The sequence below is a fragment of the Deltaproteobacteria bacterium RIFCSPHIGHO2_02_FULL_44_16 genome, from assembly GCA_001798185.1.
Taxonomy (GTDB): domain Bacteria; phylum UBA10199; class UBA10199; order 2-02-FULL-44-16; family 2-02-FULL-44-16; genus 2-02-FULL-44-16.
In genome coordinates this window covers 13,304-30,090 of sequence record MGRM01000028.1, presented here as the reverse complement: position 1 = coordinate 30,090, position 16,787 = coordinate 13,304, and the positions used below count along the sequence as shown (strand labels likewise).

At 43.0% G+C, this 16,787-nt stretch carries 17 protein-coding genes; 10 read left to right on the top strand and 7 right to left on the bottom strand.

The genetic code is table 11. The features are described from left to right. Positions 1 to 107 precede the first annotated feature (107 nt). Both A3C46_08210 and A3C46_08205 read left to right on the top strand, forming a co-directional pair. Positions 108 to 980, top strand: a complete 873-nt coding sequence (locus A3C46_08210; GenBank protein OGQ21364.1) for a hypothetical protein — start codon at positions 108 to 110, stop codon at positions 978 to 980. Positions 981 to 1,372: 392 nt separating this feature from the next. Continuing rightward, a complete protein-coding gene (locus tag A3C46_08205; protein ID OGQ21363.1) occupies positions 1,373 to 2,269 on the top strand; it encodes a hypothetical protein in 897 nt (298 codons plus the stop codon). 32 nt (positions 2,270 to 2,301) lie between these two features. Here the strand turns inward: A3C46_08205 and A3C46_08200 are convergent, their stop codons facing one another. The 4 genes from A3C46_08200 to A3C46_08185 form a co-directional block, all read right to left on the bottom strand. Then, entirely contained in the window at positions 2,302 to 4,887 is a 2,586-nt protein-coding gene (locus tag A3C46_08200; protein ID OGQ21362.1) for a hypothetical protein, read from the bottom strand. A gap of 132 nt (positions 4,888 to 5,019) precedes the next feature. After that, on the bottom strand, positions 5,020 to 5,331 hold the full coding sequence (locus A3C46_08195; GenBank protein OGQ21361.1) for a hypothetical protein: 312 nt from the start codon (positions 5,329 to 5,331) through the stop codon (positions 5,020 to 5,022). Positions 5,332 to 5,415: 84 nt separating this feature from the next. Next, positions 5,416 to 5,955, bottom strand: a complete 540-nt coding sequence (locus A3C46_08190) for a hypothetical protein (protein OGQ21360.1) — start codon at positions 5,953 to 5,955, stop codon at positions 5,416 to 5,418. Continuing rightward, a complete protein-coding gene (locus A3C46_08185) occupies positions 5,952 to 6,281 on the bottom strand; it encodes a hypothetical protein (protein ID OGQ21471.1) in 330 nt (109 codons plus the stop codon). Before A3C46_08185 ends, A3C46_08190 begins: the two co-directional genes overlap by 4 nt. Positions 6,282 to 6,390: 109 nt before the next feature. Here A3C46_08185 and A3C46_08180 point away from each other — a divergent pair, with 109 nt between their 5' ends. Genes A3C46_08180 through A3C46_08165 form a run of 4 tightly spaced genes read left to right on the top strand, consistent with a single transcriptional unit; the run spans position 6,391 to position 8,362 of the window. Further along, positions 6,391 to 7,104 (top strand): hypothetical protein, encoded by a 714-nt coding sequence (locus A3C46_08180; GenBank protein OGQ21359.1) that lies wholly within the window; start codon positions 6,391 to 6,393, stop codon positions 7,102 to 7,104. A gap of 6 nt (positions 7,105 to 7,110) precedes the next feature. Beyond that, positions 7,111 to 7,827 (top strand): hypothetical protein, encoded by a 717-nt coding sequence (locus tag A3C46_08175; protein OGQ21358.1) that lies wholly within the window; start codon positions 7,111 to 7,113, stop codon positions 7,825 to 7,827. A gap of 57 nt (positions 7,828 to 7,884) precedes the next feature. Beyond that, on the top strand, positions 7,885 to 8,172 hold the full coding sequence (locus A3C46_08170; GenBank protein ID OGQ21357.1) for a hypothetical protein: 288 nt from the start codon (positions 7,885 to 7,887) through the stop codon (positions 8,170 to 8,172). Continuing rightward, complete coding sequence (locus A3C46_08165; protein ID OGQ21356.1) at positions 8,156 to 8,362, top strand: hypothetical protein; 207 nt, start codon at positions 8,156 to 8,158, stop codon at positions 8,360 to 8,362. Before A3C46_08170 ends, A3C46_08165 begins: the two co-directional genes overlap by 17 nt. On the opposite strand, the gene A3C46_08160 is transcribed toward A3C46_08165, so the two are convergent. Together A3C46_08160 and A3C46_08155 are read right to left on the bottom strand one after the other, a co-directional pair. Further along, positions 8,363 to 9,298, bottom strand: coding sequence for a hypothetical protein (locus tag A3C46_08160; protein OGQ21355.1), 936 nt, complete (start codon positions 9,296 to 9,298; stop codon positions 8,363 to 8,365). Next, positions 9,255 to 10,937 carry a hypothetical protein gene (locus A3C46_08155; GenBank protein OGQ21354.1) on the bottom strand — a complete coding sequence of 561 codons (1,683 nt, stop codon included), beginning with the start codon at positions 10,935 to 10,937 and terminating at the stop codon, positions 9,255 to 9,257. The genes A3C46_08160 and A3C46_08155 overlap by 44 nt, the downstream gene beginning before the upstream one ends. A 2-nt stretch (positions 10,938 to 10,939) precedes the next feature. Here A3C46_08155 and A3C46_08150 point away from each other — a divergent pair, with 2 nt between their 5' ends. After that, positions 10,940 to 12,112, top strand: coding sequence for an acyl-CoA dehydrogenase (locus tag A3C46_08150; GenBank protein OGQ21353.1), 1,173 nt, complete (start codon positions 10,940 to 10,942; stop codon positions 12,110 to 12,112). Positions 12,113 to 12,308: 196 nt separating this feature from the next. Beyond that, the gene (locus tag A3C46_08145; GenBank protein ID OGQ21470.1) at positions 12,309 to 13,631 is read left to right on the top strand and encodes an L-lysine 6-transaminase; all 1,323 of its coding nucleotides are present in this window, start codon (positions 12,309 to 12,311) and stop codon (positions 13,629 to 13,631) included. On the opposite strand, the gene A3C46_08140 is transcribed toward A3C46_08145, so the two are convergent. Then, entirely contained in the window at positions 13,621 to 15,831 is a 2,211-nt protein-coding gene (locus tag A3C46_08140; protein OGQ21352.1) for a hypothetical protein, read from the bottom strand. The genes A3C46_08145 and A3C46_08140 overlap by 11 nt on opposite strands. Positions 15,832 to 16,140: 309 nt before the next feature. Here A3C46_08140 and A3C46_08135 point away from each other — a divergent pair, with 309 nt between their 5' ends. Beyond that, complete coding sequence (locus A3C46_08135; protein OGQ21469.1) at positions 16,141 to 16,446, top strand: nucleotidyltransferase; 306 nt, start codon at positions 16,141 to 16,143, stop codon at positions 16,444 to 16,446. Continuing rightward, the gene (locus A3C46_08130) at positions 16,436 to 16,780 is read left to right on the top strand and encodes a hypothetical protein (protein OGQ21351.1); all 345 of its coding nucleotides are present in this window, start codon (positions 16,436 to 16,438) and stop codon (positions 16,778 to 16,780) included. The genes A3C46_08135 and A3C46_08130 overlap by 11 nt, the downstream gene beginning before the upstream one ends. Positions 16,781 to 16,787 lie beyond the last annotated feature (7 nt).

Below are 16,787 nucleotides of genomic sequence, written 5' to 3'. Positions count from 1 at the left end.
GTTTAGAATTGGATTACTAACAATTCGACACAAGCATTGTCAACGTCTTGAAATAACCAAACTTTTTGATTTACTTCCCGATTTTGTTCATACATGGAAGAAAAATTATGTCGTCGCCTATTTCCTTTCGCCTGACGTTCGGTTTTTTTCTTCGACAAACATGCGCTATCACCTTCGGCGCACTCCTCACGGCAATCTCGATCAATCTCTTTCTCGTTCCACTTCAGTTTGTCACCGGCGGCATTAGTGGTTTAGCGCTGCTTATTCATTATGTGGCTCCTATTCCTATCTGGGCATGGATCCTTCTCTTCAATGCTCCGGTCTTTGTTGCCGGTTTTCTCATCCTCGGGCGCGGTTTTCTCGTAGCAAGTTTTTACGGAACGCTCGCACTCACGCTCTTTGTCTATCTGACGGAACCGTTGGCACAGCTTAAAATCATGGCGGATCCGATGCTCGCGGCAATTTTTGGTGGAGTCGTGAGCGGAGTTGGGATCGGAATAACGCTTCGCTTAAATGGATCTCTCGGCGGCACGGACATTATCGGCGCCATTGTCAAAAAACTTTGGTCCATCAATGTGGGAACCACAATTTTTACCTCTAATGCTCTTATCATTATCGCTGCCGGTTTTATTTTCGGCACTGAAGTCGCTGCGTTTGCTCTCATTAATATTTTTGTCGAAGCTCTTTTGATCGATAAAACCATGAAAGGTTTTGATACGAGTCAAGCGCTCATGATCATTTCTTCAAAGCCTGAGGAAATTGCGGATTATATTATGAAGCATATCAACCGAGGCGTCACTTTTTTGCAGGGCGAAGGGGCTTATCAAGGTCGGCACGTCAAAGTTCTTTATTGTGTTGTTTCACTTCGGCAAGTAGCGCGCGTCAAACTTTTTGTAAAACAAATCGATCCTGCAGCGTTTATGACCATTGAAAATGTCATTGAAGTTATGGGCGAAGGTTTTCGACCCAGTCCGTTTTAAAGGAATACTGTCATGAAGAAAAAGTTGACCTTCACGATCAAGACATCAAGATATTAAAAACTGCTCATTCTCGATAATTAAATTTCTCGTATTTTCTTCTTTTTCTGCAAAGCTAAAATATCTTCCAAGGCAATAGTCTCTTCATGGCGACGTTCGTGATAGGCTTCAAGATCAAGAGTATCTTCAAGATTTTCGAGGGCTTGTTCGAGAGATGAAGTTGTTTTGAACATAGCTGAACAATACTTTTTTTCATGAAAAATAAAGAAAAATATTGCTGATGACCAATAACTAACTGTCAGTTATTGGTAATCTCTTTTCCAAAAGGGTCTGTAAAAAAGAAGCAACAACTTTTTAGTATCACCGATAATAGAAATGAGAAAAGAGGTAGGATTATGACTAAATTGACCTCCCGATGTCAGTTGACTGATTTTCCTCAAGATCCCGCATTTCAAGACTTAGTGTATCTCCTTACTCTCAGTGCAGAATTGACGCAATTACCAGATGAGAAGAATCGCAAAAGAGCTGAAGCATTATTTGATATCGCTGAACACCGATTTGATGATGCAGTCATTCAGCGTGCATTGACGCTCATCCAACAAGGGTGCATTCAAAATATAAAACCAAAAAATGATATACCACAACAATCTGTTCGACAGAGCAATCTATCTTCACAGGATGAGGTTGAAGTGAAAAAAGAAGAGCAGACGACGGTGTATGAATCTTCAGCGCTCGACAACATACTTTGGTGGTTGGCAGAACAAGATTTCTCTTTTTTACTCCCCTCCTTGTTTACGGTGCAGTTTGGTCCTCGCATCTCGAGCAGAACAACTGAAACAGAACAAAAACAATCTCCAGATATTTACGCTGGTCTTGATCTCACTTGGCATCTTCTTGAAGTGGATGCATTGAGCTTGGGCCCAAAACTTTATACGGGACTTGGCCAGGGAACCGCAAGTTTGTGGGAAGCTGGGGCTGGCGTAGCAGCTTCTTATACGATCGCCAAGACACTTACGATTTCAGCACATGGAGAATTTGTTTATGTAAGTCGAACCTTTTGGGATCCTGAAAGCCAAACAACCATGCGAACAGGCTCTTTTCTTCGTTACGGCTTGAGCGCTGAGCAGAAATTGCAAGACGGTTTTTCTCTTGGGGGAGGAATCTATCTTTATCACCCCATGGATGTTCAATACCTGTATCGTGGCGATGGTTTCAATCTTTTTCCATATCCAACCAGCTTCGGTAATCTTCGCGCAATGTCAATTACCATCAGTACAAGTTACAGTTTGTGATTACCAATAACTGACTGTCAGTTATTGGTAATCTAACGGGAAATGTCGTACATCTCGATTCCGCCGGCTGGGGAACTGAGAAAGAGCATGGAAGGAACATCAGAAAAAGAAGCAACATCATTAAATCCACATTGAGAGCATGTGCTGGCGAGAGAAGTACTTCCATTTGTATTCACCTCATACATTGAAAAACGAGAAGAAGCACCGTATGGAGTCGTCACAAAAAGTTTTGTTCCCACAAAACTTGTGCGCGCATAATAAAGTCGATCAAGCGTAGAATTTTCTGATCGAGAAATAGAGACACTCTGACTCACGCGCGAAAGATTTTCAGCATCAACAAGATGAACATCAGATCCTTCAAGAGAGACACAACGACGACCTTCCACCACATCGCATGAAGCACTCACAAATGTCGTTGCTTCGTATCGACGTTGGAAAATCGGACGAGCAGCGACATTGGCTTCCATATCAGCTCGATAAAATCCATCTGCAGCCATAAAGGTGATCGTATATTTTGCACCTGTTGGGATCACGCGAACAAATTTTCCATTTTCAAAATCAATGGACCCAGGTGACGAAACTGTGTCTGAAACCGAGACAAGCGAAGGCCTTCCTGTTGCTATTTCATACATGCCGACTTGATGATACCAACGTCCATCTTCATAACCTTCAAAAAGCACAAAAAGATGCGAAGAGATTAATTCTATATCGGCTATATTTCTGATCCGTAAAACATCTTCCGAAGATTTTCCGGTAATCGAAGGAAAGCCATCGAAATGGCCATTCCCTCCTTCGCGCGTCACGACGAGTTCTCCACGCGCTTCATGCTCTTGATTCGTAACGACCAGATGAAAAGATGGTTTTGGTTGCTCACCACTCGCACGATCTGACCAGACATAGGCAACACGATCACCTTTGAGAGCAGCATGCGAAATCAATGCGTCCGGTTTATTCGGTATATCAAAACGATGACGTTCATACGGAGTCTGCAAGTAAAGCATGCCACCCTGTTTATTCATGAGATCAATCGCGAGCATAGAAGAGGGCGCAGCCCCTTCAATTTTTGTCCGTAGAGATCCGGTATCAAGTTTTTTAACGAAATCATCAGAGCCTGAGATCATGAGCGAACTCATTCCGGTACCATCCTCTCGCTCTGCGGACGTCAACGCTGCAGCGATAAAAGTTCCGCGAGAGTTCTGATAAGCAATCACGTTGGTTGGAATTCCCGCGGCAAGACCTTGCGCTGCGTCGAGCTGATTACTGACACTCCATCGCTCTTTGTCGGTGATGGGATCTATTCCCTTTGTCAGGGTCGAAAGAAAATTCGGAGCACGAAGGACCACTTGCGAACCGAGTGCCGTTACTTGAAATGTCAGCGGCGCCGCTTCTTCTTCATGATACGCTGTGGAAAGCGGGATCCATTCAAAATGTGCAGGGCGTGTGAGGTCTTGAAAGTTTCGATAAAAATAGAGGCCACCGACAATGGCATTCACCCCTGCTGTGGTTTTGAGTGTGGTGAGCTCTCCTTTATTGGCGGCATCCGCAAGACAAAGAATTTTTTCCGCAAGCTCACCTTGATTACATTTTTCCACAACGAACTCGTCAATTGTTTTTTTATCGTAGGCAATTCCAACCACATACAATTCTTCATTGGTCGCCACGATACCGGTCGGCATAAATCGATCATATCCAATGTCACTTTTATCCAGTGTTTCAAAGCCAACAGTCAAGAGACCGTGTGATTTCATATCGACCGCGCGAACAATGCCACCCTCTTTGCCATCAATCATACTCTGAAAAAGAGGAGCAAAAACTTCAGCAAACGTTGGTGAAAGTTTTTTCGGCGCTGTTTTGCGAAGCGAGAGCACGACCGCAAAATCGCCTGCAATCGCAACATCAAGGGGACGATAGTTTGTGCTGTCGTGCACCATCGCGGCAGAAGAAGAGAGGATGTCGTAACAGTTTTCGTTTTTGCCGATATTTTCTGAAGTTGTTGTCACGACATAACCATCGCGGGTGACGATATAAAGCGATTCATTTTTCTCTTGTTGTTTCGTCGCCAGAGCAAGTGCCCCTAAAGGAAAGGAGCGCAGCTCTTCAGGTTGAAGTTTTCCAAGTCCGTTTTCTTTTATGCGTACGAAACCGACTGCATTTTCAGTGCTCACCAAAAGTCGATCGGGCTCAGAGCGAAGCGCAAGCAAATCGGTCACGCTTCCGGATCGTTCAAAAGGGAGCGCACCTTGAAGACCGTTTTCATCTCCATAGCGAAGCGAAGCGCCGCCACCCCAGATCAGGAGATCGTCTCCTTGCGCAACGGCTCGTATCTGTCCTCCCATGCTTCCGCGAAAATTCCCAGAAAGAGGTGAAACCTCGAGCTTTTTTGTGCGCGTTTCATTCGTGGCACCGTCAGTGATTGTATATTCGATGTCAGAAGTGACACAGGCTTTGCCAAAAACCCCTGGCTGCACAACTCCTGAGAGCTGCGCAGTTTCAGTTCCACTCCCACTGTCGCCACAGGCAAGAAGAGAAAAACTGAGGAGACAAGTTCCCAGAAAGCAGAGAACTTGACTCTGTCGCAGAAATCTAAATAATTCAATAATTTCAATGAGATGAAACATTCTTCCTCATTTGTGAGAGCTCATCGTTGAGCCCTGTCAGAAGAAGAAAAAGCACGATTCGTGCCAGAATAATGAGAGTTTAACCTTGAGCAACTTCTCCTGGGAGTGTCGACAATAGAGTGAATTCACTTTTCATGAATACGGTGTCATTCCTGCGAAAGCAGGAATCCAGGTGTTTATCAATTTTTCTGGATCCCCGCTTTCGCGAGGATGACAAGAGAGAAATTTTCCTTCATTCTCATCGTTCATCGAAATTTTACTCAAAACGTTAAAAGTCAAGACTTGACCCCTTTTCCGCTTATGGTGAAGAGTGTCGACTGGCACTTGATATTCTTTACTTCCACCTTCAAGGAAGAGCGTACGATAAAACCTCTGCAGATGATGTCTCACTTGAAAAAAAGATTCGCATTGTCGCTCAGCATGCGACGACTCGTTTTCAAGCAAATCTTCCCCTCTTTCCTGGACTTGAACAGCGCTACGAAGAGTTTTTTGGAAAAAAATCTTTTTCGTTTGAGAGTCAATAATTTTTTAAGTTTTTAACAGCCGCTCAAATTCCTTGAACTGTTCCTCTCCGCCTTCAGTATTGCACCATTTTTTAATTTTCTTGAGATCGTGAGGATGACGTTTGGCAACAAGTACGGCCTGATCGAGACATTCCCGTGCTTTAAAATGAATAAAAGAAGCAAGTCGATCACGAATACAATCAGTCGGTGACAGAATCTTTATTTTTTGACCATCAACCAGATGTTCGTCGGGTTTAATGTTGATATCATTACCAATCCCAAGAGGTGGAGAAACAAATTCTAGAAAAAAATGTTTACACTGCGAATGCACAAAATGACTCGCTTGTTGATGGAAACCAATTTTTTTTAAGATTTCAATAAAGTTTGGAACTGTATAAGTCGTCACCACAAAATCGAGATCACCCGACTGGTACGCTCCTTCTGTATAAACAGAAACAACCGAACCACCTACAAGAACTGTATCAACACCATGCTTTGCAAAATGCCATGCAACATACTTCCAAAGCTCTTCGGCTGTGCATGTCTTCCATCGCGGTTTTTTCATAACGGTTTTCCTTTTCTGCGAGGACGTCGACGAATCGAAAATATTTTTTCTCGCTCATGAAATGGAATACTTTCATAGGCAATGCGCAAAAGTTCGCGAACCGGTTTGACAAAGGGAGACTTGGGATTAAAAGCATAGACACGAGAACGTCCCAAAGTTTTAGAAATGAGCACTCCTGCTTCTTCAAAACGTTCAAGTTGGTTTTTGATGGGGGTAATCGCTGTTTGCAAACTTTCAGCAATCGCAGAAGCATGCAGTTCTCCATAATGATAGAGAAAAAGAAGAATATATTCGGCACTCTTATTTCCAAAAATTTTCTCAAGCATGCCAAAAGAATAGACTAAAATATAGTCGATATCAACTCCTTTTGAGTTCTTCAAGGTCACCGCAACTTTTCCTTATTTCGCCCGATAATACTGCTACGAGGCGTTCTTTATGCTTACAGCAGCGGTCCTTGGCATTTCTGCATTTATCACCTCCGGTATTTCAACCATAACCGGCATGGGAGGAAGCATTATTTTTCTCGCCATTATGCTTGTCCTCCTTCCCCCGCACATTGCGATCCCCCTTCATGCAGCCGTTCAAATCATCAGTAATGGGTCGCGTATTTCCCTTTTTTGGCGAAGCATCTGCTGGAAAACATGTCTCATCCTTTGCATCCCTGCAGTGGTGGGCATTGTGATCGGTCGTCAATTCGTCACCGCGCTGAACCCTAACGTCATACGCATCATGTTAGCTCTCTTCATTCTTTTCTCAGTCTATTTCCCCACATCGAAAAATCGAGAAACGTGGCCACGATGGTCATTTGCAATTGCAGGTGGTATCGGTGGCACCATCACGATGCTCATCGGCGCTATTGATCCGATTATCGCTCCCTTTTTCCTTCATTCGCGCTTGCGAAAGGAAGAACTTATTGCAACCAAAGCATGTTGTCAGGCGATTATCCATTTCATGAAAATTATTGGCTTTGGAACCCTCGGTTTTACATTTCAAGAACATGTTGGGATGATCACTTTCTTGGGACTCCTCGTCATTGTGGGAAGCTATGTCGGACAACATCTTTTGCAACGAATCTCGGAGCGGCATTTTGTGATCGCATTCAAAACTCTTCTCACCTTAACCGCGTTGCAACTTATTTTTATAACGTAAATCATTATGACTGATTACTATTGTCGCATTGTCAAAGGGGTTCGTATCTGCCGCGAAGTAACGCCTTCTGTCGAACCAAAAAAAACAGAGATTCCTGAAGAACCAAAAAATCCATGGCACTTTTTATATGGTCTTCAAGCTGGCGTAGGGCTTGAGAATGTGAAACTTGATTACGGTTTTGGTATCATTAACAACGCTGAACGTTACAAGCTTGGAATTCAGTTTGGTGTGGAATATGGAAATGAAACGTTTCGCCCTCACCTCCTAATAGAACCTGGATATGAATATGCACAATATCGATTTTCATTTCGATTTGGAGATTTTGCACTCCGCGCAGCAGATGCATCGCTCTCTCACCTTCTCGTAGGACAGCCGGAAACAAAAAAAGAAGGACTTCATGTTCCCCTTTTCGTTGGTTCCACCATTATGTTTTTTGATTATCTCGGCATCAGTCTGGATCTCGGATATGCCTTCAGTGTTGGAACCAACGTTTCAAGCGGAAACTACCCTTCTTCCTTTCTCCCTCCCAAAGAATATATCTCTCATGATTTCATAGGACGATTTTCTGTTGTTTTTGATGCAGTTTATCTTCGTTTGATACTCGGCATTGAAGGATTCATCGGCACTCAAAAAGTTTCATTTCTTCCGCCACAAAACGAAGCATTTTCAAAAGATGGTCCCCATCTCGGCACCACATTCACGATTACGTTTCAAGGACCGTAAAACGTCGCGGAAATAATTCTTGAAACAACTTTAAGAGTTTGTTACTTTGTAGCTACAATGTTGTTTTCATGGGATCCGAAAAAAGCTGAATACAATCTTAAGAAACATGGTGTTTCCTTTGAGATTGCTCAATCTATTTTTGATGATCCCCTTCATCTTTCAATGCTCGATCAAAAGAGCAAAGAGGAGGAGCGATGGGTAACAATTGGGAAATCCATTCATTGTGATATGTTAGTTGTAATCCATACATATAAGATCATAGAGGCGGGGATCGAAATGATACGTATTATTTCGGCTCGCAGGGCAACAAGAAAGGAGCAAAAACAATATGAAGAAGGAATATAATTTTTCGAAAGGAATACGTGGGAAATTTTATCGTCCTCGTAAAATCCAAAAAACAATTCGTCTAGATCAAGATGTTCTGCAATTCTATCAACGCATGGCTGCAGCAAATGGAATTCCTTATCAATCGCTCATTAATCTGACGCTTCGAAAATTCCTTGCGGAAAAAGGTGAGCTTGTTCTGAAACCGTAGTTAGGAAACGATACACGTGAGTCGCGGACCCATCGATATGGTGATCGTTTTTGTGGGTGGCTCAGGAAAATCGCCGTCGACCATATACGAAATTGGTTCTGAAAATTGGAAAATCACTTCCTTTGCAATCACGTTTTCGACTTTCTCTGATTGCATCGGTTTCATAAAAAATGTGCGAGGCACAAGACGAAGAAGTTCTCGCGGCGTACACGAAGCAGCAACCATTTGAAAGGCATCTTCAAGCCGACGTGCCTGATGCAGCGGACGACATTGAAAACAGAGATTCTCAACTGTTCCTCCAAAAATCATCGTATATTCAGAAAACGAAAGCTCTTTTCCATCCGCAAAAATTTTTCCTTCAATGGGTTCGAAAATTTCTTCAACAGCATTTCCTTTAATAACAGCGAGCCAGAGATAATAAAGAAGTAAATACGCCGCACGAAATGGCGTCGGTTCCCCAGGGATACTCTCGTAATGTTTAATAAAGTTTGTGACTGCTACCATGCCAAAAAGAAAACCATACGAGTGATTCACTTTCACCAAATTCAATTTCGTTTCGGTGAAAGGTTCACTGCGATGATATTTCACAATCATATTCGAAAGAATTTTTTCAGGTGTACCACGAATCCCGATCGTATTGGCAACATTGTTCATCGTTCCACCGCGCAAAAACGCAATCTTCGGAAGCTTCGCTTTTCCATAAACATCAACAAATACACTCAATGTTTTGTGAAGTGTTCCATCTCCACCAGAAATGCCTAAAATCTCAATCTCCCGATCACGAAACTCATGGGCAAGCTTCTTCACATCATCGAGCGTTTTTGTTTCATGACATGATCCTTTGTCTCCAACAATAAAACCAAAACGTTTTACGCGATCGGGATTATTGCGATTACTGCGTGAGTGCGGGTTGAGAATGACGCCGATGCCGGCCATGTTTCTCTCCTTCTTTTTCTTCTTTTTTTGTCGTTAGTTGAAACTCTTCAAAGAGCGGATTGAAATATCCTCGCTCTTTTTGAAAAACACCTTCAAGTCCTTCCCCTTTTTCTTCATTGCATATCATGCCCCCAAATATTCCTTCTGAAAATGATTTCATGAGCCCCACTTGCTGAATTTTTCGAAGCAGCTTCCAGCTATTCTCTAAAAGGGTATGAGCACGTCGCGCAATCTTTCCATTGGGACTCATCGTGATTTCATCGCCTCCTCCGGACATTCCTTCCAGAAGAGAACCTGCACAGGAGAGCATCTCCGATCGATCTCGAGGATGATCACCATTCGTTGGAAGCGTCACGATATTTTGCTCGGTCAATAAAGCTATCAGATGATACACCGCAAGCGTACTTGCACGAAGAGAAGGAGAGAGAGAAGTGTAGGAGGAGAGCGAAAGATAATGAAGGGGATGACGAAGATAGAGTTCTCGCATCACTTGAGCATGTGCAAACTCATGAAGCATCCCTTCTTTGACCGAAGGGTTGAGCGAAAAAGCATGTGTCAGAGAAAAGAGTTCTGGAGAAATCTGTGCCTCTTCATTGAAGGCTTCATGTAAAAATGAAAGCACGATCTGTTGATAGCCTGATCGCGCGATATCAACTGCAGAGAGAAACCGATCATCTCGCGTCATGAGCAACACTCCTGCACGCGCGAGAAGACGACGTTGAAAATGATGATCAATCAAAGCTCGCTTCATATTGATCTCAAACATCAAAATATCGGTCAGGGGATCAGCAACGACCATATCAACTCCACTTTTCACTGCCATGACCGCAAACTCAGGAGAGAAAAGATGAGAACTTTCGACACCAAGTTTTCCTTTTTCTTTTTTTGTTCCCAAACGCGTCAGCTCTTGCGCTAATTTTTCTGTCGGTTCTTCAAAAGGTTTTTTCTTTCCCTGAGCAATCAATGTCACCAAAGGAATGCGCAATTTAAAAGCATCGTTCACTGCACTGTGAACTTTTTCTATTCGTTCAACGGGAATGATAAGCTGCGTAAGAGGTTGTCCAAGAGGAAACGTGTTCCCACGCTCATCTCTCTGACGCTTCAGATCATCAAGCGAACGCAGAGCCTGAAGTACATGCTCTCGAAGAACACTGCGTGCCTGCTCAACTGAGATCCCAGCAACGGCATCAAATTTGATTTTTTTCGCGACCACCTGTTCACAAGCTGACTGAGGAGAGAGATTTGCATGCACCATCACGCGCCCAAGCCAAAGGCACGCCCCTGATCGAAGACGATCGCGGCCAAGGATTTCCACAAAAGAAAAAGCGAAGCTTCGCTTTTTCTTCTCTCCTGAAATGCCGATGAGAGATAAACAGGCTGCTTCTATGGAAGTAGAAGAGTGGTGACTCACATAACGGAGAACAGGAGCCATAATGCTCTGTGCTAAATTGCGACATTGATCGACTTTATCTCGATCAAGATTGAGTTTCCGATACATGAGTTTGCTCCCATTATCGAAAGCTTGCGAAGAAGGCAAGTTTGGGAATTTCGCTTGAATTGCTTCCCAATATGTTTCACAACCGCGCAAGGGTAAATGAGTAAACCCTCGCGCGGTTTTGAATAATTCATAAAGGGGCACTTATGGCTCAACTTTCTTGTCTCGATTATTTCAATATCAGCGATCTCCTCTCTGAAGATGAGATCATGATTCAAAATGCTGCACGTGCATTTGTCGACAGCGAAGTGTTGCCGATCATTGAAAAGCATCATCGAAATGCAACGTCTCCAACAGAACTCATTTCCAAGATGGCTTCTCTTGGGTTTTTCGGTTCCAATCTTCCCACAGAATATGGATGTGCTGGATTAAATAATGTTGCCTATGGTCTTCTCATGCAGGAACTTGAACGAGGTGATTCGGGACTCCGCAGTTTCTGTTCTGTGCAGGGGTCGCTTGTCATGTTCCCGATTTATGAATTTGGTTCAGATGCACAGAAAAAAAAATGGCTTCCTGAACTTGCCAGTGGAAAGAAGATTGGTTGTTTTGGACTTACGGAACCAGATTTTGGTTCTAATCCCGGCGGCATGATCACGCGCGCACGCCAAAAAGGAAAGGACTGGGTCCTTTCTGGGGCAAAAATGTGGATCACCAACGGTACCATTGCTGATGTCGCGATAGTTTGGGCAAAGGATGATCAAGGTGAAATTTTAGGATTTCTTGTGGAAAAAGGGATGAAGGGATTTAGCGCACCAGAGATGAAAGGAAAGTTTTCGCTGCGCGCATCGATGACCTCGGAACTCGTGCTCGAAGATGTGCTCATTCCCGAAGAAAATCGGTTACCAAAAGCAAAAGGGCTGAAAGCCCCACTCAAATGTCTCAATCAAGCGCGTTACGGTATTGCTTGGGGAGCCCTTGGAACCGCAATCGCCTGCTATGAAGCAGCGCTCAACTATTCGAAGTCGCGCATTCAATTCGATCGACCTATTGCAGGATTTCAACTGACGCAGAAAAAACTTGTCGAGATGCTAACCGAAATTACCAAAGGTCAATTGCTCGCACTTCAACTTGGTCGTTTGAAAGACAGTCGAAAAATTCGCCACACCCATATTTCGATGGGGAAAATGAACAATGTCAACATCGCACGTAACATTGCTCGTACCGCTCGCGAAATTTTAGGCGCAAATGGAATTCTCGACGAATACCCTGTGATCCGCCACATGCTGAATATGGAAAGTGTCTATACCTACGAAGGAACGCATGAGATGCATACCTTAATTATTGGGGCTGACATCACAGGAATTGAAGCGTATCGATAAAAATTTTCGAAAGCCCCGAGCGGTTTTCTCGAAGGGGACCTTTGAGGTCAGCGTGTCAATGCTTATTACAAACGCTGACCGAAACAGAGACCGCGAGGAGCGTAACCGCAGCGGCGTTCCCCGGAGAGAGAACCGGAGGGGCGAGAAAGTTCACCACTCGCGTGGCGTTTATTAAAACTTAGGAGATACCATGACCATGACATCAAATGACGTTCACGCAACACTGAAAAAACATATTCTCGCTGAAGGATATGATTTTGTCTGCGATCTGGAAAAATCGCACGGTTGTTATTTGTACGATTCTAAAGGCAAACGCGAATTTCTCGACATGTTTAGTTTTTTCGCTTCGCTTCCGGTCGGCTTTAATCATCCCAAAATTTCAAATCCCACATTTATAACGAAGCTCGGAAAAACAGCGATCAATAAAGTCTCCAATCCCGATGTCTACACGGTCGAATTTGCCGAAACCGTCGATGCCTTTGGCCGCTATGCCATTCCAAAAGAACTTCCTCATCTTTTTTTGATCGATAGCGGAACACTCGCAATCGAAAATGCACTGAAAGTTGCTTTTGACTGGAAGGTCAAAAAGAATTTTGCTCGTGGATCGAAAGATGAAAAAGGAAGACAAGTCATACATTTCAAAAATGCATTTCATGGACGCAGCGGTTACACTCTTTCTCTGACCAACACCGCTGATCCGAGAAAATATCAGTATTTCCCGCGTTTTGATTGGCCACGTATTGATCCTCCTTCACTCACGTTTGAAGGTGGAAAACCAAATACGGCTGCGGCTGCTTCATTAGAAGAGAGAGCTCTTGAGCAAATTCACAGCGCGATCAAAAAAAATCCAGATGATATTGCTGCTCTTCTCATCGAACCGATTCAAGCCGAAGGAGGCGACAATCATTTTCGTGCTGAATTTCTCAAAGAACTGCGAACACTTTGCGATCAACATGAGATCATGCTGATTTTTGATGAAGTCCAAACCGGTTTTGGTTTGACCGGAAAGTTTTGGGCTTATGAACACTTTCATGTTGTCCCAGATGCTCTTGCCTTTGGAAAAAAATCGCAGGTGTGTGGTATTTTAGTTGGAAGACGCGTTGATGAAATAGAAAAAAATGTCTTCGTTGAGCAAAGCCGTATCAATTCAACGTTTGGTGGTAACCTCGTCGATATGGTGCGTGTCGCCAAAATTTTGGAAATCATTCATACAGAAAAATTGATTCAACATGCTGCGACAGTTGGAAAACATCTGCTTTCTCGACTTGTGGAACTTGAACGCGAATCTGATATTACCAATGCACGTGGCTTAGGTTTAATGTGTGCGATCGACTTCCCATCTCCAGAAACTCGCGACCAAGTTCGAAAGAAATGTTATGAAAAAGGAATGATTATTCTTGCGTGTGGTACTCGTTCTCTTCGCTTCCGTCCAACGCTGACAGTAACGACCAAAGAAATCGATAAAGCCATCGACATTCTTCGTGAGACATTAAAGACAGAGAATTTATTTATTTCGTAATGCAGAAACGTAAACCAAATTGTCCATTGGCTTCCTGACGATCAAAGGTAACTCCAACCTGGCCATAAAAACTTGCGGCAAAATGGGGAATGAGATGAAGTCCCATCTCTGCGCTTCCGGTCACAAATGGTTCATTTTGAAAGCCGAAATAATACCCCACTCCGACATCAGCGGTGATAAATCCTCCTTTTCCATAATGACCGAAAAGAGCACTTAGTGAAAAATCAAACGTCGGTTCTCCAACATTTTTACCAGTACCATCCTGGGCCATTCCCGCCTCAAGTTTCACTCCCAAGTCTACCAGATCGTGAAGAGGGAGAAGAGATGACAAACGCCCAGAGACAGACTGTCTGACACCAATATCCTGGACCGTAAAACTGGTTAACGATATCGGTTTGGTTCTTACATTTAACGAAATTCCATAAGTAAAAAAAGGAGTCGGTGGTTTTGGAAGAGTTAGCTGAACTTCTGCACTTTTCTCTTCTGATGGCATCTGTTCCATAAGCTTCACAAGCTGTTTAATCAATTCATAAGCACGATCGTGCGTCAGAGGATCAAAAGAATTTTCAGATGCTGTTTTGTTATAGATATTCAAAGCCAGGCTCAAAAGATCATTATAATCATGTTGTGGAACCTTTGGAAGAAGTGTTGCCGCCGCAAGAACCGCTCCTTCGAGGAGCAATATATTATCTGTTTTCGTTACCACCTCAGACAGTGCATGAATTCCCTGATGAACTTCTTCTGGTGAAACATCAAAGGTAGCAATCATGCGTGCATATCCAATCATAGCGTTACGACGGTAGAGTTCACTTTTTTCAGAAGCTGCAAAGTGCTCTCGAGTCTGAGGGATAAAATTTTCCGAGGGAACTTTTTTATCTAAGATAACTTTTTCATGTACTGCATGAAGCAGGGTCGCTCTTGCTAAATCGTCGAACGTTCCCATAAGAGGAGAGTCTTGCTGGAGATTCTTCAGAAGCTTGCTCAATGCTTGAACCTCCTTTATCAATTCTTCGGGCTCCATCTGTAAGGTCATTGCGACATAAGAACGTTGAAGATGATAACTCATGTAGCCCGCTCGCTCAGGATCAATATCGATTTCTCCTGTCCCAATTTTCTGTCCGTATTCCACTATCAATTCTCGAAGCGCCTGAGCTTCACGTGCTGCTTCTGCAGGTGTTAATTCAGTCGCAAGTTTACGAGCATAAAAAGAGGCAAAAAGAAGTCCTATCTCATCTTTCTGAAGGAGAGACTTTCGAATCTGCTCGAGACGCTGTGCTGGAGTAAGGTAAAGCGCAGCTATTTCTTCGAAGAGATGTTTTTTATCATGAATCGTAAATTGTCTTCCCTGCGCATCAATGACCATCACTGAAGGCCAACTCTTAAAACCGTATTTTTCCGAAAGTTCCGTATTCTCTGTTTTCACAAAATGATAAATCCCACCACCATCCTGCGCAAATTTTGTATAAAGCGGATCATATTCAATACAAGGTTTACAATCTTTCAGAGAAAAATAAACAATTCGAAGCTCTCCCGGTTTTAGCTTCGAATATGAATCCAACTCTTCTCCCGTCTCAAAATGTTCAACCGTTGAAGAAAAGCTCGATGTTCCATTAAGTTTGTAACCAGCTGTCATCACCATCTTTGGCGTTGAACTATGCACATGAGGATAAGCACGTTGATAGCGCGCAAGCCACGAACCAGGCTCAGACGACCAAAAGTATGGTGCAAACTCAGGACAGATATCTGTTTCATTATTATGACTTAACGAAAGAATAAGCGATCGTTGATCGTCAGCAAAAAGAGCAGTGAGATCGCCGCTTAAACACTGATCCATAATAACGGTTCGATTTCCAAAAGAGAGCTGATCGAGTTGTTGAAGTAAATGGAAAGTATCGCAGTCGTCGTTCAAACAAATCGTCGATTGTTTTTCGAACTTCGCTCCATGACCAGTAATATAGAAAACAACCTCATCGTCATCATCAATTTTCTGACGAAGATCGGTGAGAAGCGCTTCTACATCTTTTTTTGCCGTTGAAATATAGTGGTCATGTGGTTTTTTCGGAGGCTGGACTGAAACGACAAAGGTTTCTGTTTCCGGTGACTCGAGGACGTTAAGCGATGCGTCGACATTTTCAAGATGCCACTCTTCATCACCATTATTGATGACAACCGCTATTTTTTTGACAATACCGTCGCCCATAAAAACCTCTTTCCTGAATATTATCGGTCAAAAAAGAAACTAGTTGCTCAAGAGCTTGAAAAGCATCTCTAAATAAGTATTGCTTAATTCTTAATTAAGTAATATATAATAGGCATGTCTGAAAAAAGCAAAAAAAGGGCTGGAAGGCCCCTTCGAGGAGAAAAGAAACGAGTTCGCACATCGTTTACGCTTCCTCCGCAACATATTGCATGGCTTCAGCAAAAGGCGGAGCAACTGCACAAGAGTCAAAGTGAACTTTTAGATCAACTCATTCATGAAGCGATACAACATGAATCCGCCTCCGATACGATTTCACGTTTTCGCTTTCCCCTTTCCCAAGAAGCTCTCGTTCATTTTTGCAGAAAACATGGCATTGAAAAGCTGATGCTTTTTGGTTCAATCTTAGGAAAAGATTTTAACGATCAAAGTGATATTGATATTCTCATTGAATTCGAAAAAGAGAGAAAACCAAATCTTTTTGAAATGGTCGTTCTCGAACAAGAGCTTTCCACACTTCTCAATGGGAAAAAAATCGATCTCAAAACAAAAAATGAAATCAGTCACTATTTTCGCGATGAAGTCTTGAAAGAAGCGCACACTCTTTATGCCGCGTAATCCTGACATGATTCGCATTCAGCATATGCTCGACGCAGCACTGGAAGCTTGCTCTTTTATCAGAAACAAAACTCAACAAGATCTTAAAGAGAATCGTCAGCTCCTTCTTTCACTGATCAAAGAAATTGAAATGATCGGAGAGGCTGCAAACAAGCTCACGCTTGTATTCCGCAAAAAATATGCTTCTGTTCCATGGAATATTATCATTGCCACGCGCAATCGTTTGATTCATGGATACTTTGATATTGATGTTGAGATTGTGTGGAATACGATTCAGGATCAGCTTCCAATTTTGATTGGACAACTCAAAAGTATTCTCAAAAAAATTTCATAAGGAGATA

What these genes read in the sequence shown, in the direction of transcription:
- A3C46_08165 (OGQ21356.1), top strand. Translation starts at nt 8,156, where the DNA reads ATGAAGAAGGAATATAATTTTTCGAAAGGAATACGTGGGAAATTTTAT.
- A3C46_08185 (OGQ21471.1), bottom strand. Translation starts at nt 6,281, where the DNA reads ATGCTTGAGAAAATTTTTGGAAATAAGAGTGCCGAATATATTCTTCTT.
- A3C46_08205 (OGQ21363.1), top strand. Translation starts at nt 1,373, where the DNA reads ATGACTAAATTGACCTCCCGATGTCAGTTGACTGATTTTCCTCAAGAT.
- A3C46_08175 (OGQ21358.1), top strand. Translation starts at nt 7,111, where the DNA reads ATGACTGATTACTATTGTCGCATTGTCAAAGGGGTTCGTATCTGCCGC.
- A3C46_08170 (OGQ21357.1), top strand. Translation starts at nt 7,885, where the DNA reads ATGTTGTTTTCATGGGATCCGAAAAAAGCTGAATACAATCTTAAGAAA.
- A3C46_08180 (OGQ21359.1), top strand. Translation starts at nt 6,391, where the DNA reads ATGCTTACAGCAGCGGTCCTTGGCATTTCTGCATTTATCACCTCCGGT.
- A3C46_08190 (OGQ21360.1), bottom strand. Translation starts at nt 5,955, where the DNA reads ATGAAAAAACCGCGATGGAAGACATGCACAGCCGAAGAGCTTTGGAAG.
- A3C46_08200 (OGQ21362.1), bottom strand. Translation starts at nt 4,887, where the DNA reads ATGTTTCATCTCATTGAAATTATTGAATTATTTAGATTTCTGCGACAG.
- A3C46_08150 (OGQ21353.1), top strand. Translation starts at nt 10,940, where the DNA reads ATGGCTCAACTTTCTTGTCTCGATTATTTCAATATCAGCGATCTCCTC.
- A3C46_08130 (OGQ21351.1), top strand. Translation starts at nt 16,436, where the DNA reads ATGCCGCGTAATCCTGACATGATTCGCATTCAGCATATGCTCGACGCA.
- A3C46_08145 (OGQ21470.1), top strand. Translation starts at nt 12,309, where the DNA reads ATGACATCAAATGACGTTCACGCAACACTGAAAAAACATATTCTCGCT.
- A3C46_08160 (OGQ21355.1), bottom strand. Translation starts at nt 9,298, where the DNA reads ATGGCCGGCATCGGCGTCATTCTCAACCCGCACTCACGCAGTAATCGC.
- A3C46_08140 (OGQ21352.1), bottom strand. Translation starts at nt 15,831, where the DNA reads ATGGGCGACGGTATTGTCAAAAAAATAGCGGTTGTCATCAATAATGGT.
- A3C46_08210 (OGQ21364.1), top strand. Translation starts at nt 108, where the DNA reads ATGTCGTCGCCTATTTCCTTTCGCCTGACGTTCGGTTTTTTTCTTCGA.